Here is a 26,737-nt window from a genome sequence, read left to right as displayed (position 1 = left end):
CGATTGGGCAGTCGGTCGTCTACACTATCCGGCGAGCCGACAGTCCCCGCGATCAGCGGACCGCATGCCATGAGAAACCCGCAGCAACTGAGACTCATCGTGACCCTCTCCGCCCTCGCCGTGCTGGCCGGCTGCAACCGCCAGCTGGATCGCCCCGCGCCCGATGCCCGCATCCCCGTTCTCCGCTCCGAAGCCGACATCCCCGCCGTTGTCGCCGCCATGACGCTGACCGAGAAGGCCGGGCAGATGGTGCAGGCCGACGTCTCCACCGCGACGCCTGAGGAGGTAGGCGAATACGGCCTCGGCTCCATCATCAGCACCGTGCCGGAGGGCAACCTGGGCACTGCGGCGGCCTGGCGCGAGATGTTCGATGCCTACCAGCGTGCCGCGCTCGCCACCCGCACCGGCATCCCCATCGTGGCGGGCATCGACGCCGTGCACGGGCACGCGTATTTCGACGGCCCCGCCACCATCCTGCCCCACAACATCGGCATCGGCGCCACCCGCAACCCGGATCTGGCCCGGCGCCTGGCACGGGTCACCGCCCGGGAGCTCGCCGCCACCGGCATCCGCTGGACCTTCGCGCCCACCATTGCTGTTGCGCGGGACATCCGCTGGGGCCGCACCTATGAGGCCTTCGGCGAGACCGCGGAGCTGCAGGTGCTGTTCGCGCGCCCCCTCATCGAGGGCTATCAGGGCGACGACCTCACCGACGAGCAGCGCGTGGGCGCCACCGCCAAGCACTTCGTCGCCGAGGGCGCCACCGAGGGCGGCGTCGACCGCGGCAATGCGGTCATCACGGAAGAGGAGCTGCGCACCGTCCACCTGCCGGGTTACGTCGACGCCATCGAGAGCGGCGCGGTCTCTGTCATGGCGTCGTTCAGCTCCCTGAACGGCGAGAAGATCCACGGCTCGGAGGCGCTGCTGACGGATCTGCTGAAGGAGGAGCTCGGCTTCGACGGCGTGGTGCTCACGGATTGGGAGGGCGTGCGCCTCGGCGGCCTGACCATGGAGGAGTCGCTCACGGCCGGCATCGACATGTTCATGCTGGTGCAGTCGTGGAAGGAGGGCATCCCCGAGATCGTGCGGCTGGTGGAGGCCGGCGAGGTGCCGATGTCCCGCATCGACGATGCAGTCACCCGCATCCTGCGTATGAAGCTCCGCCTCGGCCTGTTCGAGCGGCCGTACAGCTCCGACGCCTGCGCCGACACCGTGGGCTCTGCCGCGCACCGCGACGTGGCCCGCCAGGCGGTGCGCGAATCCCTGGTGCTGCTGAAGAACGAGGACGGCATCCTGCCGCTCTCCAAAGACCGCACCGTCATCGTCGCCGGCAGCCACGCCGACAACGTCGCCTACCAGAGCGGCGGCTGGACCAAGAAGTGGCAGGGCGCCCACGAGGATCTCTATGGCAACGCGGCCCGGCCGGTGGAGGGTGCCACCAGCATCCTCGACGGCATCAGGAACGTGATCGGCGCCGAGCACGTGATCGACGCCGGCCCCGCCGGCGTGCGCGACGACGCCGACATCGCCATCGTGGTGGTCGGCGAGGAGCCCTATGCCGAGGGCGTGGGCGACCGCAAGGCGGAGGAGCTGGTGCTGACCGAAGAGCAGCGCGAACTCATCCGCGCCTACCACGAGCAGGGCACGAAGGTGGTCACGGTACTCATCTCGGGTCGACCGCTGCTGGTGAACGAGGAGCTCGAGCGCTCGGCCGCCTTCGTCGCCGCCTGGCTGCCGGGCTCGGAAGGCGAGGGGGTTGCCCAGGTGCTGTTCGGCGACTATGACTTCACCGGCCGACTCGGCTTTTCCTGGCCACGGGAGGCCGCGCAGATCCCGATCAACGTCGGGGACGAGGAGTACGATCCGCTGTTCCCTTATGGCTTCGGAATGACGGGTAGGAGGCCGGCCCGCTAACGGTTTTCCCGTATTGGATCGGCCGCGAATCGGAGGACAGTGGTAGCTAACGAAGCCACATTCTGATTCCGTCATGGCCGTCGGCCGCTGCATGAGACTGATTCCGGGCATCTGTGCTGCGGTGGGTCTCGCATTCGTGAGCAGCTGGGCGCCGGCCGACGAGGTTCAGCAGATGCTCGACGAGGGCGGCTACCGGCCGTATGCCTCTCGAGCAGCTACCTTCGTCGAATCCCTGGACACCGCAACCATTGCCGTCCACCCGACCCTGGTCCGCCGTGAGACGAGGACGGCCGCCTCGTTCCGCTCCCAGGCCGGGATCATCGAGCAGCTGAACGCCGCCGGCATCAACGCGGTGCGCGGCGGGCGCCGCATCGACCTGGGGCCGCTGTTCGGCACCTCACAGTGGGACATCTTCCAGACCGACATGACGAAGGTCGCCGAGGCCGTCAGCGGGCGGCAGCCGCAGGCTCAATATCACCTGGTGCTGGAGTTCCTGCTGCCGGTGAGCGACGAGTGGATATTCGGCATCGAGTGCTATGTGCTGGACCAGGACGGCAACAACGCGATGTCGTTCCTGCTGAACTCGTACCATCGCATCTTCCGGGAGGCCGGGCTGCAGACGAAGGACGAGTCCGAGGAGGCGAGACTGGCCATGGAGTCGAGGGCCACGGCCATCGCCGTCCAGGCGCTGCTGGCCAACATCGAGCGGGAGCGGGGCAAGGCGAGCCGCCTGGCCGCCTTCGCCGCAGCGGAGCACGAGACGGTGGTCTTCGATGACTTCGAGACCCCGGTCGCGACCACGGCGGACCACGAGGGCATCCCGGTCGGCTTCGTCACCTTCACCGACGGCGTCAGCACGGTCGCGTTCTCGACCACGGCGGAGTATCCGCCGCTCCCGGATGCTGCTGCGGACAACCGGGTGCTGCGGCTCGACTTCGACGTGCAGAACTGGGCCGCGTTCGCACACTTCTTCTTCTACGAGGGCCACGAGGCGACCTTCTGGGTCCCCTACGACTGGCGCGCCTGCGACGGCATCAGCTTCCGGCTGTATGGCCGCGGCAGTGGCGCAGGGTTCTTCGTGGACGTGATCGACAACCGCAATCCGCACCTGCCCGGGGATACCGCCGAGCGCTACGTCTACGATCTGGCAGACGACTTCGAGGGATGGCGCACGATCGAGATCCCTTTCGGGGCGTTCATGCGCAAGGACAGCGGCCCCCATGCCCCGAACGACGGGCTGGGTCTCGACGCGGTCCACGGCTGGGCCATCGGCGCCACGGCCACGGACGGGCCGGCGACCTGGTACGTGGACGACTTCGCGCTGGTGCGCACGGTACCGGGCACCCGCTCCGCGCCCGGGGCCGACGCCTGGCCCATCAACGAGCGGCCGATGTACGGTCTCGCCGAGAAGACGCCCGAGCAGAAGCGCGCCGACGAGGAGTACATCCGCATGATGACGGAGGGCGGCCGCTCCCGCGAGGACGCCGCCGAAGTGGCGGCGAAGAACGCCTGGTACGTCTTCTACTCCGGCGACAAGGTGATGGCGATCCGCCGCTTCAACCAGGCCTGGCTGCTGGACCCGGACAACGCGCTCGCGCTGTGGGGCTTCGCGGTGACCTCCATCGACCGTGGCGACTGGGAGGCGGCGCTGCGCTACTACCGCATGGCGATGGAGAACGACCCGGACAATCCGCGGCTGCAGCGCGACTACGAACTCGCGCTGCGGCAGGTGGAGAAGGTGCCGGTGCGGTGATCCGCCGCCAGGCGGAATCCGGCGCTCAGCCCGCCCCGGTCACACTCAGCGCTGGCTGATCAGCCAGGCCCAGGCCGCCGCGGCGGCGAGTATCCCGGGTACGGCAGCCGCGAGCTGCGCGACATGCAGGCGCCGCCGTGCGCCCTCGACCCCGCCCGCGAGGCCGAGCCAGCCCCAGGCTGCCGTCAGCAGCGAGGCGGCACCGAGCAGCAGCAGGTAGGCCGAGACGCCCAGCACGAGGTAGGCGGCAGCCATGCCCGTGCTGCCGCGGTCCGTCCGGTACAGCGCTGCCTGACCCGCCTCGGTCAGCACCCAGCCGCCGACGAGCAGCAGCAGTCCCCACCCGACGACGAGCGCGCCCGCCACCGCGGCGTTGAAGCCGCGGCTGCGGAAGAGCGCGCCCGGCAGTCGTCGCGCTGTAGCCCGCGGTATTAGCAACGCGACTACAACGATGCCCGCCGTCACGATAGCCGCGACGCGCCAGACGAACCCCGGGTCCGCCGGCCCACCCGACAGGACCCGCAGCAGCCAGGGCGCGAAGCCGCCGATGAACGGCAGCACCATCGCCATCGTCGCCCGCCGCCGCAGCGCCGGGCGCCGCCATGCGATGAGCGCGGCGAGCAGGAACGCGACGACGAAGACCACGATGACGACCGCGAACCAGCCGAGCACGGCGATGCCGCTGGAGCCCGTCTCGGTCCACATCGCGATCGTCCAGAAGAGCGCGACGAGCACCTCCACGGCGAGCGTGATGTTCAGGATCCACTTCATGGTTCTGGTGTGCCGGAGTCGTCGGGACCGCCGTGCCTGCTGATGTCCGCTCGAGTGTCCGTCAACGGGTGTTGCGGGCGGAGATAGCGCAATCCGACTGTGAAGGAGATCACGGTATCTGCTGCCCGATGGTGAAGATCGTCACAGGCTGGTGCCGCGCATGCGCGGCTCGTACGGCATCGCCTTAGGATTTCGACAGTCGCAGCTTTCGGCCGGGCAGGGCAGTACCATGCGCAAGATTCTCGTCATCATCCTGTTGCTGATGCTCGGCATCCCGTTCGGTATCGGGAAGCTGATGGGCCTCATCAACTCGAGCACCATCACGGCGGATGCCGCCGAGATCGAGACGCAGCTCGGCGAGGATTTCGGCATTTCGGTGCCGCCGGGCTACCAGGGGGCCTTCGGCATGCAGATCGGGTTCTTCGGCGTCCAGGGGGCCAGCGTCGTTGCGCTGATCCCGGCGGACGCCGATCCGCAGTCGATCTTCGAAGGCGGAAAATCCATCAAGTTCAGTCCTGGCGAGCACACCATCGTGCTCGCCATCCGTTCGAACGACCGGCAATCCGAGGAGAGCACCTACCGCGACCTGCAGCGCTTCGTGCTGGGCACCGAAGGCGGCAACCGCAAGATGGCCGAGGTGTTCATCGAGGCCGGCAGCCGCCAGGTGGCCGCCTACGAGCACCGCGACACCCGGCACGGCCAGGACGTGCTGAGCTATTTCCTCTTCCTCGACGACGGCGGCCTGGTGCTGATCGCCGGCCCCGAGCAGGGCTTCGATCACGGCTTCAAGGAGACGCTGGCGGGCCGGCTGGCCGGCGCGTATCCGGCGAACGACCTGCTGTACGCCCACGTCGAGCCGCCGACGCGGGACGCGAATCATCCCTGCGGCCTCGGGGCGCTGCCGGACGCGATCGAGCTGCAGGCCGTCGGCGTGCGGCGCGGCGACCGTGACCTCGAAGGCGTCGCCATCGATCCGACTGACGACAGCGCCGGCGAACAGGCCGTCGCGGTGGGCCGCACCGATGTCCCGGTCGTGCTCGTGCTGATGTCGGGTGAACCGACGGTCTGGAAGGTGCTCTCGACGCCGGACGCGGAGATTGCCGGCGTCATCGCCAGCGGCAGGGGCCTGCAGCGGGTCATCGGTCTCGAGCCCGGCGTGCCCTTGAGGGAGCTCGACCCGAATGCGCGCAACGCCTGCCGGTCGTTCTTCGCGCACGAGGACGAGGGCTACGAGTACGACGAGGTGCAGGACCGGCTGTTCGAGATCTTCGCCGAACCGGTCTCGCGCATGCACACGGTGCACGGCGGCACCTACTTCCGCATCGGCGAGCTCACCGCAGAGCCCACCCTGAAGGGCGATCGCCGCATCGAGGACGTGGTGCTCGACCCGGCCGAGCAGATACTGCCCGGCAAGCTCGGCCTGGCCCAGCTGCAGGAATCCGGCGTACTGGAGCCGGCTACCCCGGCCGATCTGGCTGATTGGCTCGACGGCTTCGCGCAGGACGAGGACTTCGACGCGGAGCGCTACCGCAACCGCCACTCCATCAACTTCCGCATGGGCAAGGTGTTCATTGTCAACGCCGCCACCGATCTGCCGGACGGCATGTACGGCGCGCACTCCGCGCTATTCCTCGTTGCCGCCGGCGTACCGGAGCCCGGCGGCGACCGGGGCCACAATACGCTGCTGTTCACCGACGGCCGCTGTATCGGACCCGCCTGCCCCTGAGGTCAGGCGACGTGGCGTGCGATGAGGTTCACTGCGCGGCGTCGCGGATCCGGGCCGCTCGCTGCGCGAGGTTTCGTGCCTGGTCCGTCTCGCCGAGTTTATCCAGAACACTGACGTAGATATCCAGCGCGCTGGCAACGTAGGGGTGATCCGGTCCGAGCTTCTCCTCCCGGATGGCCAGGCACCGATCGACGGCCGACCTCGCGGCATCCGGCCGCTGCTCGATCAGCCGCAGTTCCGCCAGGTTGCACAGACTGGTCGCTACCTCCTCGTGTTCGGGCCCCAGCACCGCTTCGCGGATGCGCAGCGATTCCTCGATTCTGGGGCCGGCCGCGTCCGGCCGGTCCATCTTCAGCAAAAGCAGGCCGAGATTATTCATGACACTCGCGGTATCGCGGTGCTCGGGTCCCAGCGTCCGCTCCAGGTTGGCGAGTTCGCGTTCGAACAGGGTCTTCGCCGTGCCGTAGTCGCCCAGATTGTAGTTCAGGATAGCGAGCGAATTGACGACGTAAGAGACGTCCGGGTGGCCAGGCTTCAGGACCTGGTCGTAGACGGCGAGGGCAGCCGCATAGGCCTCACGAGCGGCTTCGGTGTCGCCGGCGCGCCAGTGCGATATGCCGACGTTGCGCATGATGCGGCCGTACTCGCGGCTGTCCGCGTTGCCGGACGATGCCAGCATGTCACGGGCCGTCCGCAGCGCTGCGAGAGCCTCGTCGTTGCGGGACAACGTGTCGTACACGGAACCGAGGTTGCCGTAGGTCGTTGCGAGCCAGAGCACCTCCACCTCCTCATCCGAGGTCTCCGCCAGCACGATCGCGTCGCGGTAGAGGTCGATTGCATTCAGGTACTCGCCCTGCAGGTAGCGTACGTTGGCCAGCCCGGCAATGGTCTCCGCGTGTTCGGCGTCGGCACCTCGTTCGGTGTGGATCTTCAGCGCCTCCCGATAAAGACGCTCGGCCTCCTCCAGCAGGCCGAGCTGGGCGTAGACGGAACCCATCTCCTGCATCAGCCGGCTCTGCACGACCGGCTCGGCGGTGAGATCGTTGCGGATACGCGCGACACCGCGGTCGAGAATCTCGCGGGCCGTGACGGAATCGGCGTCGGCGGCGCCGGGTGCCGCCACGCGGAAGAGCCCGGTCAGGAATTCTGTCACCTCCTCGGAGGTGCGGGCCTCGGCATTGGCGATCCGCTCGGCCTCCTGTGCCCGCAGGAGGCCGAGTGTTGCGGCGCCGATGCCCAGCAGCAGCGAGAGGGTGATCAGGCTCCCGGCCACCACCGTCAACGTGTGCCGCCGCGCGAATTTCCTGATGCGGTACGCGGCCGAAGGCGGGCCCGCCTCGACCGGCTCATGGTTGATGTACCGGTGCAGGTCGGCCGCGAGCTCCGATGGCGACCCGTAGCGACGTTCGGGGTCTTTCTCCAGCGCCCGCATCGTTATCCAGTCGAGATCCCCGCGCAGCGAGCGCACGAGCGCGGCACTGTCGGTGCCACGGTTCCGCGCCAGGTCGTCGGCCCCGCCCTGCAGCGTGCCCAGTTTCATGCTGGGCCGGGACGGTTCCTCCTCGCGGATACGACGGCAGATCTCGTCGTATCCCGCGGCCCGCAATTCCGTGGGATCGAGCGGCAGGGACCCCACCAGGAGTTCGTACAACAGGATGCCCAGCGAGTAGACGTCGGTCCGTGTGTCCACGTCCTGAATCGACAGACCGGCCTGCTCCGGGCTCATGTACTCCGGTGTCCCGATGAAGACACCGGCGCGGGTGAACATCGTCCTCTCGGCCGCCCTCTGCGCCGTGGCCTTGGCGATGCCGAAGTCGATTATCTTGGGGACGGGTGCGCCGTCCTCCTCGGTAATCAGCACGTTCGTGGGCTTCAGGTCGCGGTGGATAACGCCTTTCTGGTGTGCATGCTGGACGCCGCCACAGACGGCGAGGAACAGGGTCAGGCGTTCGGCCGTGCTCAATCGCCGTGTGTCGCAGTACTCGGTGATCGGCACGCCGTCGATCCGTTCCATGACGAAGTACGGGCGGCCGGAGTCCGTCGCGCCGGCATCGAAGACCCGGGCGATGTTGGGATTGTTCATCATCGCGAGGGCCTGTCGCTCGGCGTCGAACCGACCGATGACCTCGCGGGAATCCATCCCGAGTTTGATGAGCTTCAGTGCCACGGTGCGGCGGATCGGCTCGGACTGCTCCGCGGCGTAGACCACCCCCATGCCGCCCTGGCCGATGACGGCGGTGAGGCGGTAGGGGCCGATATCGCGTCCGATCATCGCGTCCGGATCGAGCCGGCGCAGGGCTTCGATGCCGCGGCCGATCCCCTCGTCCAGGCTGCCGTCCTCGTGTGCGCCGATCAGTGCTGCGAGTTCCGCGCGCAGTTCCGCATCGTCGCCTGTGGCCGCGTCCAGAAACCGCTCGCGCTCGCCTTCCGGCAACTCCAGGGCCTCGTGGAACAGCTCCCAGAGCCGTTCCCAGCGCCTGTCACTCACCCGCGTGCTCCGTCTGAACGAGGCGCAGCCGCAGCCAGGCCTGCGCCCCGGTCCAGTGGCGGTTGACGGTGCGGGGTGAGAGGTCCAGTGCCTGCGCGGTCTCCGCAATGGTGAAGCCGGCGAAGGAGCGCAGTTTGACGACATCGGCCATCACCGGGTCCTGCGCTGCCAGTTGCTCCAGCAACTGGTCCCACGCGACCAGGCGCTCGACGTCGACGTCGTCGGGGAACTGCAAACCGTCGAATTCGGTGCGCCGCAGTTCACCGCCATGTTTCGCGGCGGCGTAACGCCGTGCGCGCTCGATCAGAATCCGGCGCATCGTCTCCGCCGCCGCCGCGAAGAAGTGCCGTCGGTTGTCCCACTCGGTGTCGCTGCCGACGAGCCGCAGATAGGCCTCGTGGACGAGCGCCGTCGGCTGCAGGGTCGCGCCGGGCCGCTCACGGTTCATGCGGGCATGGGCGAGCTTGCGGAGTTCGTCGTAGACCAGCGGCAAGAGCTCGTCGGAAGCACCGGCCTCGCCGCGTGCGGCTGCCTCTATCAACTGGGTGACGGGATTGTTCTGCAACAGCCGGCCTCCTTGTCGGCCAATTGTTGCCTCCCGCCGGGCTCGCCGCAAGAAACGCCGGAGCGGCATCGGCGCGGTGCCGCTCCGGCGGGTGGCGAAGCGCATGCGGTCTATTCCTCGTCTTCCTCTGCGAACAGACCCACGAGGTAGTCGGAGATGCCGAAGTACTCCTCGAGGTCTTCGCCTTTATCGTAGAGATAGTGTGTGAAAGCGCCCAGATTGTCGTCCTGTGCGCTCTTCATCGTCTGTGACAGCTTGTACAGCGCCGAATCCCCGTTGCTGGTGGGCTTCGTGGCAAAGTCCTCTGCGGCCGCGACGAACAAGCGCACGGGCTGGAACAGCACTTCGTGGGCCCCGACGCGGATGCCTTCCATTCCAGAGCCGTAGCGCTGGGAGTAATAAAACTCCGTTCCCGCATCCATCAGGGACGAGACGCCGACGAAGGTCGCAAACGGGCCGCCGGAATGCCCGATGGCTGCATTCGAGGCGCCGATCAGGCCCTTGCCGGCGACCTGCCCGGCGGTGGTCGTCGTGTACTGCTGCGACGACTCCATCAGCCCCGATACCAGGGCGCCGAAGATATTGATGTTGAATGCCTTTGTCTTCAGCAGCTTCCTTGCAGCACTTGCGCTCGCCTCTGCCCGGGTCCTCGCGGACCGTGCCACCGAGCGCAATATCCGATTCTGCTCCGCGCTCAGCCGGATGTTCTTCCCGGCGCCGAAAACGCCGGGTCTGCCGGTGCTATTGCGGATGTCGGCGCGGATGCCGACGAACTCCTCGAGCCTCGAAGAGACGCTCTGCCAGGCGCCGCCGATATCCGCACGGACGGCGTCCGCCATGGCGTCCCATTTCCGTCCGGCCAGAGTCGCCCCGCCCAGCCCGGCGTTCACGACGTTGTCGACCTGTTTACCGAGCCAGTTGCCTCCTCTTCGTACCATGGACGAGAACCAGCCCTCTTCTTCGTCGAGTCCCGTCGGGTCGGTGAACATCAGGGGATTGCCCCGCGCGTACTGATACGGGTTGCCGCGCTTCGGTGAGAAGGAGCGCTCGGCATCCCGGGACAGGAATCGACCCGTCCTCGCGTCGTAGTAGCGCGCTCGTACGTAGTACAGATCGCTGTCGGCCTCGCGCATGACGCCGCGCTTGCCCATGAAAGTGAACGCGTTGTCGATGCCGCCCTGCTCGGCGATCACTTCACCGTAGGGCGTGTAGGCATAGGAGGCCAGCACATTGCCGGAGTCGCCGGTGACATAGAGCGTATTGCCGCGTTCGTCGTAGTGATAGAAGCGCCGCTCTCCGTCCGGCTCCAGGCTGTAGAGGAGGTCGCCGGACGGCGTGTGCACGTAGTACCGGCTGTCCGCACCGTCCCTCCGCTCAACCGAGACCGAGGGCAGTCCCAGCGCGTAGTTCCACACGAACTCACGCGTACCCGCCGCGTCCGAACGCTGCGTCCTGTAGCCCATGGCATCGTACTCGAACTCCACGCTCGCCCCCTGGGCCGTGTACCCGGTCATCCGGGAGGCGAGATTCCAGTCGTAGCTGCGGCGGTCATCGGCGGTTCGCCGACCGAGCGCGTCATGGGAGAACTGCTCGGTCTGGCTGGCCGCATCGTAGCGGTACGTCGCCGTTCGGGCATCGACGAGCCCTGCCGGCCGCGGCACGTTGCGGGTGGCCTCGGTGAGGCGTCCCCGTGCGTCGTAGCTGAGATCGATCAGCGCGATCCCCGGCTCCTCGATGGTGTCGAGGCGGCCCGCCACGTCGTAGTCGAGCGCGGTGTTCACGCCGTTGGCGCGGGAGATGCCGTTGAGCAGTCCCGCCTCGTCGTTCGCGAAGGTCACGGCCTCGCCCATCCAGTCCTCCACCGAGGTCAGCATGCCGCGGTCGTCGTAGCGGTACGTAACGGTCTTGCCGGGAGCCAGCTCCACGCTCTCCAGGCGATCGTCGGCGTCATGTGCCACCACGATGCCGTTGCTGTTCGCCACGTTGCCGTTGTCGTCGTAGCCGAGGGCGACGCCGCTGGCCGAGATCGGTTGTCCGAGATCGTCGTACTCGTACTCGAGCAGCGTGCCGTCGCTGTAGGCTCGCTCGGTCTCGAATCCGGACGGGTTGCGGGTGATCGTTACTGAACCCAGTCCGTCCGGGAACTGGACGCTGCTTACCCAGCTGCGATCGTCGTATCCGAGCTGTGTCCGGCGGCCCAGTGGATCCTCGATGTCCGTCAGGCGGCCGGCCCCGTCGAAGTCCCTGAGCCAGTCGTTGCCGTTGGCGTCGCGGAAACGGATCGGCCGGTTCAGCGCGTCATAGGCGATCCCGGTGCTGATGGCACCGCCATAGCTCCGGAAAGCCGTCACGTTGCCGCGCTCGTCGTACTCGATCCGCAGCAGCTCATCGCCGGGCTGATCGTCGAAGCCGATGAACCGGCCGCGATCGTCGTAGATCTTGGTCAGTGCGGTAGCGCCGTCCGAGTAGCGGTCCGTGCGCCCGGGGCGGGCCCCGGTCGATTCGGCGTCCAGCGTCAGTATGCCGGGAGCCACGAAAGCGTCGGGCAGACCCTCCGCCGTGTAGCGGAGTTCGAAGGGTGTCCTGCCGCCCAAAGACAGCGAGACCGGCCGGTCGGCCCTGTCGTAGCCGAACGTGTTGCGCCGGCCCAGCGGTCCGGAGATCTCCTCCAGCCGACCGAGTTCGTCATAGACGAACCCGGTGACATCGCCCTTCGGGCTGCGCATCTCCGTAACGCGATCCATGTCGTCATAGACATAGGTGATATCCGGCATGGTCGGCACGGAGATCGCCACGATGTTGCCGTTGCCGTCGAAGGTCCTGGAGACGGTCTTGTCGCGCTCGTTCGTGAGCGAGACGATCCGCCCGGCATCGTCATAGGCGATGAGCCGCCGCGTCGCATCGGGATGGATGACCGCGACGTTGCGGTTGTAGCGATCGTAGGTGTAGCGGGTCGCGTTGCCGGCCGAGTCCGTGATGGTCTCTGCGTTGCACCGTTCGTCACGCTCGATGGTGAAGCCGGCGCCGCCGGGCAGGCCGGCCGATATCAGGCTGCCGGCGGCATCGTAGCCGTAGGTCCAGCGTTGCTGATTCTGATCGACGATGGCGGAACGCAGTCCCGCGGAATCGTGCTCTATCGTCAGGGCATCGCCGTTCGCCTGTTCGATGCGGGTAACGTCGTAGAACGGGTGGCCGAGGACGCTGGCCACTTCGGCATGGGAGAACACGGTCTCGTTCTGACCACTCTTGCCATGCCGCACGATCCTGCCGGTGGCCGGGTCGTATTCGAGCGTGGTGACCACGCCGGTGGGTGCCGTGACGCTGGTGACGCGGCCGGCGCCGTCGTAGGCCATGGCCGTGGTCTCGCCCTCGCCGTTCGTCAGTGCGACCAGCCGGCCTTCATCGTCATGTTGCAGCCGGATGTCGCTGCCGTCCGGTGCCTGCATCGCCGTGGGCGTCGTGCCGCTCTGGTAGGCGATCGTGGAGGCGTTGGTAAAGGCGTCGGTCTCGCTCGCGACGCGCACGTCGGCGCCGTAGGTCCACGTATAGGGGACATTGCCCTCGGGCAGGCGCACCGCCGTGATGAGGCGATCGCCGACCGGGGATTCGTAGAGGAAGTCCGTGCGTGCCTGTTCCGGATCCGTGACGGATGTCAGCTGCCCGTCCGTGTACTCGAAGACCACCTCACGGTAGGCACCTTCGACGCCCGTGCGTATCGAGGCGAGTTCCTCGAGGCCGTAGATGAGTTCTATGGCGAGGCCCTTGCCATCGCTCACGAAGACCGGCTTGCCGGTCGCTATGGAGTATTCGATGGTGAGTCTGTTGCCGAAGCGGTCCTCGATTCTCGTCAACCGGTCCCGGTTCGCGTCGAAGACATACAGGCGCTGCGCCTCGTCGTCGACGAGGATCAGGTCACCGGAGGTGGCGTCCTCCAGCAACGTGTAGCCGCTATCGGACGGGTCGGTGCTGTCCCAGCCGGCGGCGCCGCGGGCAAACTCCAGGGTGCGTCCCCGCCAGGTCGTGACCGTCGCCGTATCGGCGTCGTGCAGTATCTTCCACTCGAAGCTGTGGGCCCAGTTCGGCCCCAGGCTCCCGCCCGCCTGACCCTCCGGCGTCAGGCCCGATGCATAGTAGCGGGCGAACTCGAACGGGACGCAGGCATTGAACGCGAAATCGATCTGTTCGAGCACGAGCTCGCCCGTATGAGCATTGACGAAATCACCGACCCAGCCCGAGTTGGGGAAATTGGCAGCCGTCTGCGGCGCTTCCGCCTCTGCATATCGCAGGACCACGCCGCCGTTGCCGACCACGAAGATATCGGCCTCGCTCGCGCCCCAGATGCTGTTGAGGCGGAACAGGCCCATCTCGAACACCTTCGTCCAGGTGTTCGTGCCGTTGCCGTCGTAATGGGAAATCTGGCCGCCGGTCGTGAGGTCGCCGATGCCGACCGCATACACGTTCGAAGCCGAGCTGCCCCAGGCGTCGAAGGCCTCGCGCATGACCGATATCGGCCGCCACTGACCGGCATTGCGGACGTCGTCGCCCTGGAAGCGGTAGGAATTACGGCCGACCGCGAAAATGTCGCTGTCGCTCGCGGCGTAGACGCCCCGGGTGTCGTATTCCGATATCTGGCGGAAATTGGCGAACAGCCCGCCGTCTACCTGATCCGTCCCGCCAGCCGGGCGCGACACCACGATGCGCGATGACGCGGTGCCGCCGATGCCGCGCATTTCGGCGTTGGGCGTCAGCGATGCATTCAGGTTGTCTCTGAAGCTCTGGACGGTCCATACCGCACCATCCCAGTACCAGGCACGCCGGGCGCTGAGTACCCAGAGGGGCTCACCGGCACCCGCGCTCCAGACGTCCACGAAAGCCGTCGTTGCATCGGCCGGACCCGCGAACGGCGCCCACGACGTTCCGTCGAAGCGCAGGAAGGTCTGCCCGGCACCCACCGCGTAGATTTCGTCCGGACCGCGGCCGTAGACCGCATTCAGATCGGCGGTCGTGCCGGAGTCCATCGCCGTCCAGTCAGTGCCGTCGAAGCGCAGGATGATGCCGCCTGCGCCGACCACGAAGACGTTGTCCGGCGAGGTGCCCCAGACGTCGTTGAGGTTTGCCTCCGTTCCCGGGTCGAGCTGGATCCACTGCGACTGCCCGAGGACCACGCCCGGCAGAATGAGGGCGAGCAGCAGTGCCGGCAGCAAGGCGCCGCGGCCTCGGCCGATGACAGGGGCCGCAGACCGTCGGCCGGAGTGGGTGGTCAGGCGGCTCCCGCTCACGAACAGCCGGTGCAGCAACACGATGGCCAGCGCAAGGGCCAGCTCCAGCAGTCCCAGGGAGCCGCCACCGCCGTCGTCACCGCTGTCGTCACCGTTCCCGGTGTCGCCGCCGTCATCGCCGCCGTCATCGCCACCGTCGTCGTCCACGGCCTGGACCGTGATCACGCGTGTGGCCGGCGTGGGATCGGAAAGGCCGGTCGCGTCGGTCACGTTGAGCTCCACCGTGTAGGTGCCCACATCGGCGAAAGTCACAGGGCCGGGGTCTTCTTCGTCGGAGTCCGGTGCCGCACCGTCGAAGTCCCAGCGGATGACCAGCGGCAGCGCGTTGTCGGGATCCGAGACGGTCGCCGTGAAATCGACGCTCTGGCCGGCGTCGATCGTGACGTCGTCGTCGGGCGTATCGATCTCGCCGTCCGGCGGCAAGGCACCCGGTGCACGGGCGATCTGCGTGATGTTCCCGGCCTTGTCGTACTCGTAGCCGATACTCGAACCATCGTCGAAGGTCACGGTCGCCAGGCGGCCGACTTCGTCGTAGCTGTAGGTTTCGGCCAGCGCCGGCTGGCCAGCCAGCATCATCATCAGCAGGGCAAGGCGGGCGATGCTCCCGGAGCCCGTCTGCAGCATGGACCCGGCCGGATTGGAATTTTCGTTCTTGCGGCTAATCCCCGTCTTCATCGCAGTTCTCCCGATCACGTGAGGCTTCACTGACCAATGCGAGAAACGGGCGCGATTTGCGCCAGGGCGGCGGTACGCGCCGTCCCGGCAATGGCTTTTCACCGGACCCTGACGCATAATCCTGTCCAATTGCTAAAGCTCGGGGGAGCAGCGATGACAACAGGAATCAGAACCTCGTCCCGGCTCGCCATGCTGCCGGCTATGCTTACGACGGCCCTCCTGGCCGCCGCGTGCTCGAAGCAGGCGCCGCCGCCGGAATCGGCAGACACGCCGGCCGCTGAAACCACCCCGGCCGCTGTCACTCCGGCCGCCACGCCACCCGCCGGACTCGCCATCACCGACGCCGCACTCGCCGACGAGTCCCGCACGGCCGAGTGGCTGGCCTACGGCGGCACCCACTACGAGCGCCGCTACAGCCCCCTCAGCGACGTCGACGTCACCAACGTCGCCGACCTGAAGGTGGACTGGTATCTGGACCTGCCCCGGGACGTCGGCCTGGTTGCCACGCCGCTGGTGGTCGACGGCGTGATGTATTTCACCGGCACCCTGAACGTGGTGCGTGCCGTGAATGCGGTCACCGGCAAACTGCTGTGGGAGTTCGACCCGGAGGTCGGCAAGGTCCTCGCGGAGAAGCGCCAGCCCGGCATGAGCGCGGCCCGGGGCCTCGCTTTCTACGGCGACAAGGTCTACGCCGCCACCTGGGACGGACGGCTGATCGCCATCGACGCGAAGACCGGCGAGCAGGTCTGGTCGGTGCGCACCTTCCCGGAGGACGCGGCCCTCTACATCAGCGGCACCCCGAAGGCCTTCAAGGGCAAGGTGCTGATCGGCAACGGCGGCACGGAGGTGGGGCCGACCCGCGGCTTCGTGACCGCCTACGACGCCGAGACCGGCGAGGAGGCCTGGAAGTTCTGGATCGTGCCCGGCAACCCGGCGGACGGCTTCGAGAACGCGGCCATGGAGATGGCGGCCGAGACCTGGACCGGCGAGTGGTGGAAACACGGCGGCGGCGGCAACGCCTGGCACGGCTTTACCTACGACCCGGAGTTCGACGCCGTCTATATCGGCACCGGCAATGGCTCGCCCTGGAACCGCAATATCCGCAGCCCCGGCGGCGGCGACAACCTGTTCCTCTGCTCCGTTGTCGCGCTCGACCCGGACACCGGCGAGTACCGCTGGCACTACCAGACCGTGCCGGGCGAGACCTGGGACTACAACTCCAACATGGACATCGTGCTGGCTGACCTGAAGATCGGCGGCAAGGATGTGAAGGCGCTGATGCACGCGCCGAAGAACGGCTTCTTCTACGTCATCGACCGCGCCACCGGCAAACTGGTCTCCGCCGAGCCCTTCGCCGACGTGAACTGGGCCACCCACGTCGACCTCGAGACCGGCCGCCCGGTGGAAGTGGAAGGCGCGCGCTACGAGGACGACCGCTTCGACGTCATGCCAGGCCCCTGGGGCGCGCACAGCTGGCATGCGATGTCGTACAACCCGGGCACCGGCCTCGTCTATCTCCCCACGCTGCACATGAAGCTCGGCTTCGACGACGTCGGCATCGACCGCAAGAACTTCCAGGCGGAACCGCTGAAGGGCGGCGTCGGCGCCAACATCACCTACCCGGAAGACCAGCCGCGTGACTATCCGGCCTCGCTGCAGGCCTGGGACCCGGTGGCGCAGAAGGCCGTCTGGGAGATCCCCCAGGACAACTTCTGGAACGCCGGCACGCTCACCACCGCCGGCAACCTCGTCTTCCAGGGCCGCTCGAACGGTAAGTTCGTCGCCTACGACGCCCGCACCGGCGATGCCCTCTGGACCTTCGACGCCGGCCTCGGCATCTCGGCGCCAGCCATCACCTATGCCATCGACGGCAGGCAGTACCTCTCACTGCTGGTCGGCTTCGGCGGCGGCTTCGCCGGTCTCGGGGGCCAGGATGCCGCGGACCTCGGCTGGGCCTACCGCGCGCAGACGCGCCGGCTGATCACGTTCTCCCTCGACGGCACGGCAACGCTGCCGCCCCAGCCGCCACCCCTGGTGCCGAAGCCCATCCAGGCCGACTTCGAGGTGGATGCCGAACTCGCCGAGGCGGGCAAGATCCTCTTCGAGCGCTACAAGATCGAAGGCTACTGCTGGTACTGCCACGGCGGCGGCGCCATCTCCGGCGGCCAGGCGCCGGACCTGCGCGCCTCCGCGGCGGTGCTGGATGCCGAAGCCTTCGAGCGCATCGTCCGCGGCGGCGCACTGGCCGCCAACGGCATGCCGGCCTTCGCGGACCTGACCGACACAGAGCTGGAGTCGCTCCGCCACTACGTCCGCCAACAGGCAGACCTGGCCCTGTAGCAGCACGTAGGCGGCTTCAGCCGCGATCAGCCGCGATCAGCCGCGACCCGCTGCGACCCTCGCGATCGGCAGAAACATCACCTCGGGCGGGGGTCGGTCGCCGACGCCGCCACTCGCGAGGTCGAGCTCTCCGAAGCCGAGAGAGGCATAGAACCCGACGGCATCCGCCTTCGCGTCCACGACAACCCCGGTGCATCCCACGCGGTCGCGCATCTCGAGAGCCAGCTCGAGCACTGAACGAAGCAGCAATCTGCCGACACCGTGCCCCTGCCAGCGCCGGTCCACGGCCAGCCGCGCCAGACGGAGCACCGGCATCGGATAGCCGGGTAGCCGTCGTCGGAGCTTCTTCGTGAGCTTCTCCGAAGTCAGCTCCGCCATGGAGACGGTCATGAAACCGGCAATCGCATTGCCGTGCACCGCAACGTAGGTGCTGCCGACATGGTGACGAAACTGGTTCTGACCGGCGTAGCGCCGGAAGAAGCGGTCGAGCTCGATATTGCCGCTGTCGAAACCGGTTCGGTTATCGTCAGTTCGTAACTGCCGGACGCGAACCTCCGGTTTCCGGTCAGTCACGGAACAGCGATTTCAGCGCTTCCGTAGGCTCTTCATCCCGCTCGATCTGCTCGGCAACCCGCTCCATCGACTCGGGCGTCAGTACCAGTCGGGAAGGAATCATCAGGTCCTCCGGGATTTCCCGTAACGCCTGGAGATGGTGCCGCAGCGCCTCCTCGATCAGAAAGGCCTTTTTCACCCCTTTCTGACGCACATACGCCTCGAGCTCGGCTTTGGTCTCTTTCGAGATGTGGGCGGAGATCTGGGTGGTCGTGGTCATTTCGGTATCTCGTAAAAATCTCTACCAAATTGTAGATAAGATATCAGCCCTCAGGAAGATCGACTATCGGCAATTGCCGTCCCTGGGGCTGGAAAGGTGCCGAATCCCCACCCGAGAGCTAGTAAAGAAAGCTTTACTTGGGCGACAAACTAGTAAAGAATGCTTTACTATGACGACCAGACACACAGGCCACTATGTCACCACGACCGTCGCCGGAGAGTCGGTGCAGGCGTTCGTGCCCGATGCTCTCCCACCGCGGCTGACCAAGGCTGAGCTCCCGGGCCTGACCGAACCTCTGCGCCGAGCCGAAGCCGCACTCGCCCAGCTCGATCTCGCCGGCGCCATGATCCCGTCGCTCGACTGGTTCGTTTACGCCTTCGTCCGCAGGGAGGCGCTCCTCTCGTCCGAGATCGAAGGCACCCAGGCCACGCTACAGGACGTGCTGTCGTGGGAGCAGACGGCTCAGCCGGGTGCCTCGGGCATCGAGGACGTCGAAGAGGTCACCAACTACGTCGCGGCGATTAACCACGCGTTCGAGCAGATCCGTTCCCCGCGCGGCACGCCCATCTCCGTGCGGCTGCTGAACGACTGCCACCGCATCCTCATGCATGGTGTCCGCGGCGCTTCGAAGCAGCCGGGTGAACTCCGCCGGTCACAGAACTGGATCGGAGGCGCGAGCCCGGGCGACGCCACGTTCGTCCCGCCGCCGCCCACGCACGTCGCTGATCTGCTGAGTGGCCTGGAGCGCTACATCCACTCCGACGACGATCTCCCGCCGCTCATCCGCGCCGGCCTCGTGCACGTGCAGTTCGAGACCATCCACCCGTACCTCGATGGCAACGGCCGCCTGGGCCGCATGGTGATTGCGCTGCTGCTCGAGCATTGGGAAGTGCTGGGCGGGCCGCTGTTGTATCTCAGCCTCTACTTCCGGCAGAACCAGACAGAGTACTACCGCCGGCTGGATTCGATTCGGACCGAGGGCGACTGGATCGGCTGGCTCGCGTTCTTCCTGACGGGCGTCTCCGAGATCGCCGACGACGTCACCCGCACCACCCGCGCCCTGTACGCCCGGGTCACGGAGGACCGACAGACGCTGCTGGCGATGCCGGAGGCGACGGTCTCCAGCGTCCGGCTCTTCGAGCTGCTGCCGGAGCATCCTGTCATCACGATGCCTCTGGTGACGGATCTGCTCTCCACGACCAAACCCACTGCCGGCAAGGCCATCGACGTGCTGAGTGAGGCGGGGATACTGTCGGAGATCGGGGAGCGGAAGCGGGATCGGCTGTATCGGTACGACGGGTATCTGCGATTGCTGGAATAATTCCTGATCTGTTCGGTGTATTAGTGACATGGCAACAGCTTCCGTTTGGCGCGTATGGTGTTCAACGGTAATCTAGAGCGAAGCAAATGCGCCGGAGGACTTAATGGACACCGCTACCCTGGATAAGCTGCGATCAGAGGCGCTCGCTCTCTCCGAGCTGGAGCGGGCGCAGCTTGCGTACGAACTCGTCAGGAGTCTCGACGAGCCCGCGGATGCTGACGCCGATTCCGCGTGGGATAAAGAAATCCTGAAACGTTTACGTGCCATTGATACGGGCACAGCCAGACTCATCGACCGCGACGAATTGCGGAGAAGGCTCGAGAAGCGGCTCAGCGCTTCGTAGTGGCACGTGTCCGGGTCCTCGAGGAGGCAGCGATAGAGGCGACGGAGGCCGCCGCATGGTACGAGAATGCCCGGCCCGGTCTGGGCGGCGAGTTCGCCCAAGCCATTCTGGCCGCGTTGGATCTGCTCGAAGAAGAAGTCGTTCCTCTTACTACCATGCCGGGCAGAGCCGGCCAGGTGGGGGCGAGGCGTCTGGGTCTCGGTCGCTTCCCCTATGACATCGTAGTCATCCAACAGTCTACTGAGATCATCGTCGTTGCAATCGCTCATCATTCACGACGACCTGGATATTGGCACAGTCGGTTGCCCGGATGATCCGGCAGGCGCTTAGCTAGAGAACGGGCCCCTCACTGAGGGGCCCTCTCGTCTCCTGTCGGGCCTGAAGGCCCTCCTACGGCGTCGGGTTTTACGGAATCTCTACCGGCTCGTAGTCCTCCACGATGTCCTTCCAGCCGAACTTCGACTGGCGCTGTCCGATGCGGATGAACTCGCCCGCCCAGTAGCTCAGCTTCGTGCCGTTGGCCTCCTGGGTGTAGAACAGGAAGGGCTGTGGCTCAGGCGAGTTCGGAGAGGCCGCCGTCACCTGGATACCGCCGTGGGTGTCGTCGCCGCTCACGATGAAGCGCTTGTAGCGTCGCGGGAAGGCCTCGTTCAACGCGCCGTGCTCGGTCAGGATCAGCTCGCGGTACTCCTCCGGATCCATCCGTGTGCCGTCGCCCTGGGCGAAGAACCGGTTGGTGGCGTCGGAGTCGGTCTCGTAGAACGCCTCGCGGATGGTCGAGTCGTTGGCGAGACGCCAGTGGATGATGCCGGTCTGCTGACCGAAGGGGTTGCAGAGGCCCTCGGCGACACAGCTCGCCGGGTAGAACTGCTGGAACTGCCAGTCATTCGCCCGCGCAGCGACCGACAGCCACGTAATATCGGGCGGCGTGGTGGGGGTGGGCGGCGTGCCCAGATTGACGGCGATCGGCCCGGCGTCGTTGTACACGGTCAGCTTTACGTTGTTGCCGAAGGTGAAACGCGCCAGGAACGGAGCGAACGCGGCCGCAGCGACGCCGCCGGCACTGTGGCCCATCACCGTGATCTGCTTCGCTTTCGGGAACATCGCCCCTGCCACGTCCATGCCCGCGCTCAGGTTGCGCAGTCCGCGGTGATAGCGGTTCGGGCCGAACGGAAACGCGGCGTCGCCCTTCACGTCGTTGTCGCCGCCGAAGGTGGAGCCGTCGCAGTACGGCATGTAGACCACCGAGTAATCCGCGAACGGGTTCTCCGGGTTGGTGGGATCGAAGACACCCGGGAAAGGACCCTGCTCGGGCGGAGACTGGTCCTCCGCCAGGATGTTGCACCGGGGGAAGTTCTGCCAGCAGGCCCCGCCTCCCTGCATGAAGACCAGCAACTTCTTCGGATCGCCCTGCCGGGTAAACACGGAGTAGGGCGTGCCCGCGATGCAGACCGGGCCGTCCGGGCGCAGGCCGCCGGGGTAGGTCTCGTCCGGCGAATACTGAGGATCGAAATCGTGCTTCGTCCAGACGCCGTACTCACTGGGGATCGACTGGGCCGTCCCGAGATACTTGTCGACGCCCGCCGCTCGCAGCTCGTCCATGGCCTGGTCGTTGAGGCCGGACGGCGCTGCCAGCGCCGATCCGGACGCGATGGCCAGGCACAGGACGAGGATCGAATGGATGGTTCTTTTCATTTTGATTCCCCCTGAACGCCAGTGGTTGTTTTTCGGCGGCGTTCGTGAGGGATGAGTATAGAGCAAAGGCGCGCGTGCTCAGGAGTATTTTGCGGACTTCACATAAGGTCGCGACCACTCGCTTCTGCTGCTTTCGCGCAGAAACGCTAGTAGCTCTCAGCTCCTGTGCACAGTCACCCTCCCAGCATGAAGGTGCGAGAAGTGCTGAGAATGTTGCGAGATGAGGGTTGGGTCGAAGTATCGCGTCGCGGCAGTCACCGTCAGCTCAAGCATGAAATGCGGGCCGGGCGCGTAACGGTTCCCGGTAAACCTTCCGACGACTTGGCACCGGGCACCCTCAACAGTATTCTGAAGCAGGCAGGTCTGAAGGAGTGATCTGGCAATGCGATACGCGATAGTGATCGAAGCGGCCGATGGCAATTTCTCCGCCTACGTTCCGGATCTGCCGGGATGCGTCGCGACAGGATCGACCGTTGAGGAAACCGAGTCTCAGATCCGCGAGGCTATCGAGTTTCACCTGGAAGGCCTGCGCGCCGATAACCTGCCGATCCCTCCTGCGTCCAGCCGTGTCGACTATGTCGAGGTGGCTGCCTGAGTCTGGGTACACCGGGCGAATCTGCCTTTCGAGAAGCCGCAACCACCCCGGTTGAGCGTCATTCGTCGATAAACCCTGCGACTCGCCTCTTATAATCTCATCGTGGGGCAGCGTCCGCCCCTCATCAGCCGCCGTCAGCCCTACCTCGATCTTCTGCCTGACACAGAGCCGGTACATCAGGTCCTCCCACGTGGCGTCATCCGGCAGATTGTCGATGACGGCTCGCGCGGCTTCTTTGACGCTTGGCACAGACCTGCTCACGCAGCACTCAACGGCCGTATCCGCCGGACCTCACTTGGCGGATTCGATGAGGGCGATATCCTGCTTGAGCAGTGCATTAACCAACTCGTTCAGTTCCACGCCTTTCTCCCGCGCACGATCCTGCAGGTATTCGAGCACGTCCTCCTCCAGATACACTGGCAACTGCAGCTCGGCGTCCTTCCGGAAAAACTTGCCGCGCTCGCCTTTCGAAAAGTCGTACTCTCTTCGCATAGCCGTCATCTGCTCGAAGCTCACACCGTGCTTCTTCCGGTTCGTGGCCGCCTTTGCCGGGTCCCAGGAAAAGCGATACTGATACTTCACCTGTCCCCCGCTCGTTGATCCACCGGTGCTCGCGCGCACGATGACCGCCCAAAGGGTCGGGTGCTTCCACCGCTAAGTCAGCTTAAGGGAGGCGCCAACACCTGTCTACAGACCAAAATCGGCTTTTTGCTGCAGAAACTCTCGGCCCAGAGGCCCTGAGACCCGTGTCTGCCGCCTCTGCTAACCTACCCCGAGCCTCGCCACACGAGCCCCGCCCATGCCTACCCCCATAACCCGCCGCACCCTCCTCACCACAACCTCAGCCGCCCTCGGCCTGACCCTCCTCCCATACCCCCTCCGCGCCGCGGCCGACGAGGTCTGGGATCTCATCGTCGTCGGCGGCGGCACCGCCGGCATGCCCACGGCCTACTTCGCCTCCAGACGCATGCGCGTGCTCGTCATCGAGAAGGCGGGCATCCTGGGCGGCACGCTCGACCGCTCCACCGGCCAGGTGGCCGCCGCGAACACCGTCTGGCAGGAAGCGAAGGGCATCGAGGATTCGCCGGATGCGCACTATGAGGACATCATGCGCATCAACCACGGCACCTCGGACCCCGCGCTCACGCGCCGCTTCGTCGAGCACGCGGGCGAGGCGCTCAACTGGCTCGCCCGGCACGGCTACGAGGTGCTGCCGGAGCACCCGGTCACCGGCTCCGGCCACGAACACTTCCGCACGCCCCGCTACCAGTGGGGCCCGAAGGGCGGCTGGTCCATCTACGAGACCATGCTGCCGCTCATCGAGGAGCGCATCCGCAGCGGGCGCGTGACCACGCTCATGAACACCAGCGTCGAGGAGCTGATGCTGGACAAGGACGGCGCGGTTACCGGCGTCATCGCCCGACCGCTGGAAGGCGAGCCCCGGCCCATCCGCGCCCGCAACGTGGTGCTGGCCACCGGCGGCTGCGCCGGCAACCCGGAGATGTTCGAGGCTCTGCACGGCGTGGCGCTCAGCTGCCGCATCGCCCATCACAACGCCCAGGGTATTGGCATTACGCTGGGCGAGTCCGCCGGCGGCTACGTGCGCGGCGGCGAGCACTACCTGCCGCTCGCCGGCGGCGTCCTGGCCAGCACGGACTTCCCGGCGCCGCTCTCGGCCTACGCCGTCCTGAACCCGCCCGTGCGCCCGCCCTGGGAAGTGGTGGTCAATTCAAATGGCCGGCGCTTCGTGCGCGAGGACCACCCGAGCATCCATCACATCGAGGTGGCGGTGGGACGCCAGCCCGGCGAGACCCACTGGGCCGTGTTCGACGACGAGATACTCGAGCAGGCACCGCCGCTCTTCGACGACTGGACCCGTGAGCGCATGCGCGAGGCGACGAGCGACCACCCGATGATGTTCCGCGGCGAGACCGTGGGCGAACTCGCCGCAGCCACCGGGCTCTCGCCCGCGGCGCTGACCGAAACCGTGGACACCTACAACCGCGCGCTGGCGGCGGGCACGCCCGACCCGCTCGGCCGTGAACACCGGCCTCTGCCGATTGCGAAGCCGCCGTTCTATGCGGTGCGGCTGCAGGGGTGGACGGTGGTCTCCTTCGCGGGACTGGCGGTGGATTCGGATCTCAGGGTGGTGAAGCGCTCAGGGGAGGCGGTGGCGAATCTGTATGCCGTGGGGGAGGTGATCGGGGCCGGGGCTACGTCGGGGAATGCCTATACGAACGGCATGTTGGTGACGCCGGCGGTTACGTTTGGGCGCTTGTTGGGGGAGAGGATTGTCTCAATAGGCCAAGACAAATGTCTCGTTGTCACCCCTCTTGCCTGAGACCTTCTCCCGTGATCCAGAAGCGGATCGCTAGCTCGGTAGAATGGTGAGAGCCACCGAGTCTATCCGGACCTCTTGTACCGGTTCATCGCCCAAGATTGGCGTCATTTCGATCATCAACAGTGTGAAGCTTATCGTTTACGCCATAAGTCATATGGGCAAATATCGTTCCCTTCCGGATTGGGTATGCATAATCATGTGCTGAAGGAGATACGGTCATGGACGAAGTCGCCGGCGCCGCTGGACCGTTCTCGAGAATTCTCTCGGAACATAAGTCACTAAGATCGCGGAGGAGAACAGCTGATGATCGACTCATCGAGATTCGATCGCGGTTTGAATCTTCGGCTGCTCCCTTCAATCGTTCACACTGCACGGTGTTCTGCGCGGGTTCCCTCGGTCGCGGCGATGTGGGTGAAAAGTCTGATCTCGACGTCTTTCTTTTGAGTGACGAATCACATCACGCACTGAGTCGGCTTGATGAGCTAGAGATGCTCGCTCACGTTATTGGCGTGAACAGAGAATTGGGCTCAGGACCGCTCAGCAATGACGGTGAATTTCTGAAAGTTCACTCGATTCAGCAGATGCTACAGTCGCTCGGTGCACCCAAAGATGATAGCGAGAATCTGTTCACCGTAAGAATGCTCCTTATCCTCGAGAGCCGATGTGTCTGCAATGATGAAATCTATGAATCCGCTATTGACAGCGTTATCGACCACTATTTCCGGGATAGTCGCGGGAAGCGATCATTTCGGCCGTTATTTCTGCTAAACGATTTGCTCCGATTCTGGCGGACGTTGTGTCTGAACTACGAGCTAATACGGGATGATCCTGAGAAGCCGTGGCGGAAGAAGAACATCAATTTAAAGTTCAGCCGCATGATGACCGTGTTCGGCACTGTTCTTCCGATGATGGCCGAGCCAGTGAAGACTGCTGCTCAGGTAAAGTCCCTTGTACGCCTGAGTCCTCTACAAAGGTTGGCGTTCGGTCTGGACGAACTACAAGACGAAAGTCTGCAGCCGGAATTTGAGGCGTTCTTGGATGATTACGAGCGATTTCTTGTGTGGAAGGAAAAACTAGGAACACAAGAATTGCCGGATGAAGAGCTTTCTATGAGCTCTCGGAAAGCGGCACGTCGAGTGTCGAATTTCCTCTACCGCGCACTCTCGCACCCTGGTATCGATCAGGAGCAGCAGAAGTACTTGATCTTGTGAGCGACAAAAAAAAAGGGCCACCAAGATTTCTCTTTCTCGAGTTTTTGGACCCAGAGATTAACGCTTTGCTGTGGGGGCTTCGCCGCGAGTTCGGCGAAGGCCAAGCCAGTAGTGATATACACATAACTGTGCGGGGACCATACGACCGGAATATTTCGAGAGAAGAGATCAGGAGCTTACAACGCACACTAGATGCGCATCCAATTCTTATCCACGGGGCCGGTATATTTCACAATCCTGGTTCGTCCGTTGTGTTTTTGCGGGTCAAGAGCGATAGTCTCAAGGATATTTGGTGGAAGCCTGATTTTCCGATCGAAAAGTTTGGTTTCAATCCTCATATAACCATTTACAAAGGCAGCGATCCGCAGCTTGCTCAGAAGATCTACGACTTTCTTCGAGAGGAGTCGCTGGCGTTGGTCTGCCATGAATTCCGACTCTCGCCTTATGTGTCGAAGCAATCAGATCTATTCCCATTGGAATCACTCCCACGAGATCGCCAGTTTCTTAGCCTCTCGAATCGTCGCTTGGTAAGACCAGACATATTGCAGCGGGCAGCCAAACTAATGGCAGCGCATATGCGATCGCAATCGCGTCAGTAGCGGATAACGCAGTGAGGAACGACAGCGTTGTAACGCCCTGCGCGCGTACCTTCGATGAGGTCTCGCTGTTATGCGTGTCACCCGCGTAAACGAGGTCTAACCAAGTTCAGTCGCGGCTAGAGACAATTACGGATACTCCAATGATCTTTTCGGACTGCGCCCGTACGAAGTCGGACCTCACGTAGCTTGCGGGAGTTCCAGATGACGCTAGCGCCGAATGGGCTGGAAGAGACCAAGTGAAGACGCCTTTAGTCACGATAAAACACAGGTGTCTGTCCCGCCGTATTGA

The 26,737-nt window shown here is 65.3% G+C and carries 19 protein-coding genes; 11 read left to right on the top strand and 8 right to left on the bottom strand.

Annotation, left to right across the window (positions count from 1 at the left end):
- Positions 1 to 69 precede the first annotated feature (69 nt).
- Together ACJMKX_RS14495 and ACJMKX_RS14490 are read left to right on the top strand one after the other, a co-directional pair.
- A complete protein-coding gene (locus ACJMKX_RS14495; RefSeq protein ID WP_405226909.1) occupies positions 70 to 1,914 on the top strand; it encodes a glycoside hydrolase family 3 protein in 1,845 nt (614 codons plus the stop codon).
- 91 nt (positions 1,915 to 2,005) lie between these two features.
- On the top strand, positions 2,006 to 3,667 hold the full coding sequence (locus tag ACJMKX_RS14490) for a carbohydrate binding domain-containing protein (protein WP_405226906.1): 1,662 nt from the start codon (positions 2,006 to 2,008) through the stop codon (positions 3,665 to 3,667).
- A 45-nt stretch (positions 3,668 to 3,712) separates the two neighbouring features.
- Here the strand turns inward: ACJMKX_RS14490 and ACJMKX_RS14485 are convergent, their stop codons facing one another.
- Positions 3,713 to 4,438 carry a hypothetical protein gene (locus ACJMKX_RS14485; RefSeq protein ID WP_405226903.1) on the bottom strand — a complete coding sequence of 242 codons (726 nt, stop codon included), beginning with the start codon at positions 4,436 to 4,438 and terminating at the stop codon, positions 3,713 to 3,715.
- Positions 4,439 to 4,667: 229 nt separating this feature from the next.
- Here ACJMKX_RS14485 and ACJMKX_RS14480 point away from each other — a divergent pair, with 229 nt between their 5' ends.
- Complete coding sequence (locus tag ACJMKX_RS14480) at positions 4,668 to 6,164, top strand: hypothetical protein (RefSeq protein ID WP_405226901.1); 1,497 nt, start codon at positions 4,668 to 4,670, stop codon at positions 6,162 to 6,164.
- Positions 6,165 to 6,192: 28 nt separating this feature from the next.
- Here the strand turns inward: ACJMKX_RS14480 and ACJMKX_RS14475 are convergent, their stop codons facing one another.
- From ACJMKX_RS14475 to ACJMKX_RS14465, 3 genes are all read right to left on the bottom strand, one after another.
- A complete protein-coding gene (locus ACJMKX_RS14475) occupies positions 6,193 to 8,652 on the bottom strand; it encodes a tetratricopeptide repeat protein (protein WP_405226899.1) in 2,460 nt (819 codons plus the stop codon).
- Positions 8,645 to 9,217 carry an ECF-type sigma factor gene (locus ACJMKX_RS14470; protein WP_405226896.1) on the bottom strand — a complete coding sequence of 191 codons (573 nt, stop codon included), beginning with the start codon at positions 9,215 to 9,217 and terminating at the stop codon, positions 8,645 to 8,647. The genes ACJMKX_RS14475 and ACJMKX_RS14470 overlap by 8 nt, the downstream gene beginning before the upstream one ends.
- Before the next feature lie 110 nt (positions 9,218 to 9,327).
- Positions 9,328 to 15,171, bottom strand: a complete 5,844-nt coding sequence (locus ACJMKX_RS14465; protein ID WP_405226893.1) for an RHS repeat-associated core domain-containing protein — start codon at positions 15,169 to 15,171, stop codon at positions 9,328 to 9,330.
- Positions 15,172 to 15,324: 153 nt separating this feature from the next.
- Between ACJMKX_RS14465 and ACJMKX_RS14460 the strand changes: the two genes are divergently transcribed.
- Positions 15,325 to 17,511, top strand: a complete 2,187-nt coding sequence (locus tag ACJMKX_RS14460) for a PQQ-dependent dehydrogenase, methanol/ethanol family (protein ID WP_405226890.1) — start codon at positions 15,325 to 15,327, stop codon at positions 17,509 to 17,511.
- Positions 17,512 to 17,547: 36 nt separating this feature from the next.
- Here ACJMKX_RS14460 and ACJMKX_RS14455 read toward each other — a convergent pair whose 3' ends face one another.
- Together ACJMKX_RS14455 and ACJMKX_RS14450 are read right to left on the bottom strand one after the other, a co-directional pair.
- Positions 17,548 to 18,084 carry a GNAT family N-acetyltransferase gene (locus ACJMKX_RS14455; RefSeq protein ID WP_405226887.1) on the bottom strand — a complete coding sequence of 179 codons (537 nt, stop codon included), beginning with the start codon at positions 18,082 to 18,084 and terminating at the stop codon, positions 17,548 to 17,550.
- Positions 18,077 to 18,343: a hypothetical protein gene (locus ACJMKX_RS14450; RefSeq protein ID WP_405226884.1), complete on the bottom strand. Its 267-nt coding sequence runs from the start codon at positions 18,341 to 18,343 to the stop codon at positions 18,077 to 18,079. The genes ACJMKX_RS14455 and ACJMKX_RS14450 overlap by 8 nt, the downstream gene beginning before the upstream one ends.
- A 169-nt stretch (positions 18,344 to 18,512) precedes the next feature.
- On the opposite strand from ACJMKX_RS14450, the gene ACJMKX_RS14445 reads away from it, so the two are divergent.
- Complete coding sequence (locus ACJMKX_RS14445; protein WP_405226881.1) at positions 18,513 to 19,664, top strand: Fic family protein; 1,152 nt, start codon at positions 18,513 to 18,515, stop codon at positions 19,662 to 19,664.
- Between the two features lie 103 nt (positions 19,665 to 19,767).
- Positions 19,768 to 20,007: an addiction module protein gene (locus ACJMKX_RS14440; RefSeq protein ID WP_405226879.1), complete on the top strand. Its 240-nt coding sequence runs from the start codon at positions 19,768 to 19,770 to the stop codon at positions 20,005 to 20,007.
- Between the two features lie 405 nt (positions 20,008 to 20,412).
- Here ACJMKX_RS14440 and ACJMKX_RS14435 read toward each other — a convergent pair whose 3' ends face one another.
- Complete coding sequence (locus ACJMKX_RS14435) at positions 20,413 to 21,702, bottom strand: pectin acetylesterase-family hydrolase (RefSeq protein ID WP_405226874.1); 1,290 nt, start codon at positions 21,700 to 21,702, stop codon at positions 20,413 to 20,415.
- A 186-nt stretch (positions 21,703 to 21,888) separates the two neighbouring features.
- Between ACJMKX_RS14435 and ACJMKX_RS14430 the strand changes: the two genes are divergently transcribed.
- Entirely contained in the window at positions 21,889 to 22,077 is a 189-nt protein-coding gene (locus ACJMKX_RS14430) for a type II toxin-antitoxin system HicA family toxin (RefSeq protein WP_405226871.1), read from the top strand.
- 7 nt (positions 22,078 to 22,084) lie between these two features.
- Positions 22,085 to 22,297, top strand: coding sequence for a type II toxin-antitoxin system HicB family antitoxin (locus ACJMKX_RS14425; RefSeq protein WP_405226869.1), 213 nt, complete (start codon positions 22,085 to 22,087; stop codon positions 22,295 to 22,297).
- Between the two features lie 291 nt (positions 22,298 to 22,588).
- Here ACJMKX_RS14425 and ACJMKX_RS14420 read toward each other — a convergent pair whose 3' ends face one another.
- Positions 22,589 to 22,879, bottom strand: coding sequence for a BrnT family toxin (locus ACJMKX_RS14420; RefSeq protein WP_405226866.1), 291 nt, complete (start codon positions 22,877 to 22,879; stop codon positions 22,589 to 22,591).
- A gap of 217 nt (positions 22,880 to 23,096) precedes the next feature.
- On the opposite strand from ACJMKX_RS14420, the gene ACJMKX_RS14415 reads away from it, so the two are divergent.
- The 3 genes from ACJMKX_RS14415 (at position 23,097) to ACJMKX_RS14405 (ending at position 26,448) form a co-directional block, all read left to right on the top strand.
- A complete protein-coding gene (locus tag ACJMKX_RS14415) occupies positions 23,097 to 24,638 on the top strand; it encodes an FAD-dependent oxidoreductase (protein ID WP_405226863.1) in 1,542 nt (513 codons plus the stop codon).
- 218 nt (positions 24,639 to 24,856) lie between these two features.
- A complete protein-coding gene (locus tag ACJMKX_RS14410; protein ID WP_405226861.1) occupies positions 24,857 to 25,849 on the top strand; it encodes a hypothetical protein in 993 nt (330 codons plus the stop codon).
- On the top strand, positions 25,846 to 26,448 hold the full coding sequence (locus ACJMKX_RS14405; protein ID WP_405226858.1) for a 2'-5' RNA ligase family protein: 603 nt from the start codon (positions 25,846 to 25,848) through the stop codon (positions 26,446 to 26,448). The genes ACJMKX_RS14410 and ACJMKX_RS14405 overlap by 4 nt, the downstream gene beginning before the upstream one ends.
- Positions 26,449 to 26,737: the final 289 nt, after the last annotated feature.

It is taken from the genome of Lentisalinibacter sediminis (assembly GCF_040706615.1).
In the GTDB taxonomy this organism is placed as follows: Bacteria; Pseudomonadota; Gammaproteobacteria; order Steroidobacterales; family Woeseiaceae; genus Lentisalinibacter; species Lentisalinibacter sediminis.
Note: the sequence above shows the minus strand (reverse complement) of the source record. Positions and strands in the feature narration are given on the sequence as shown.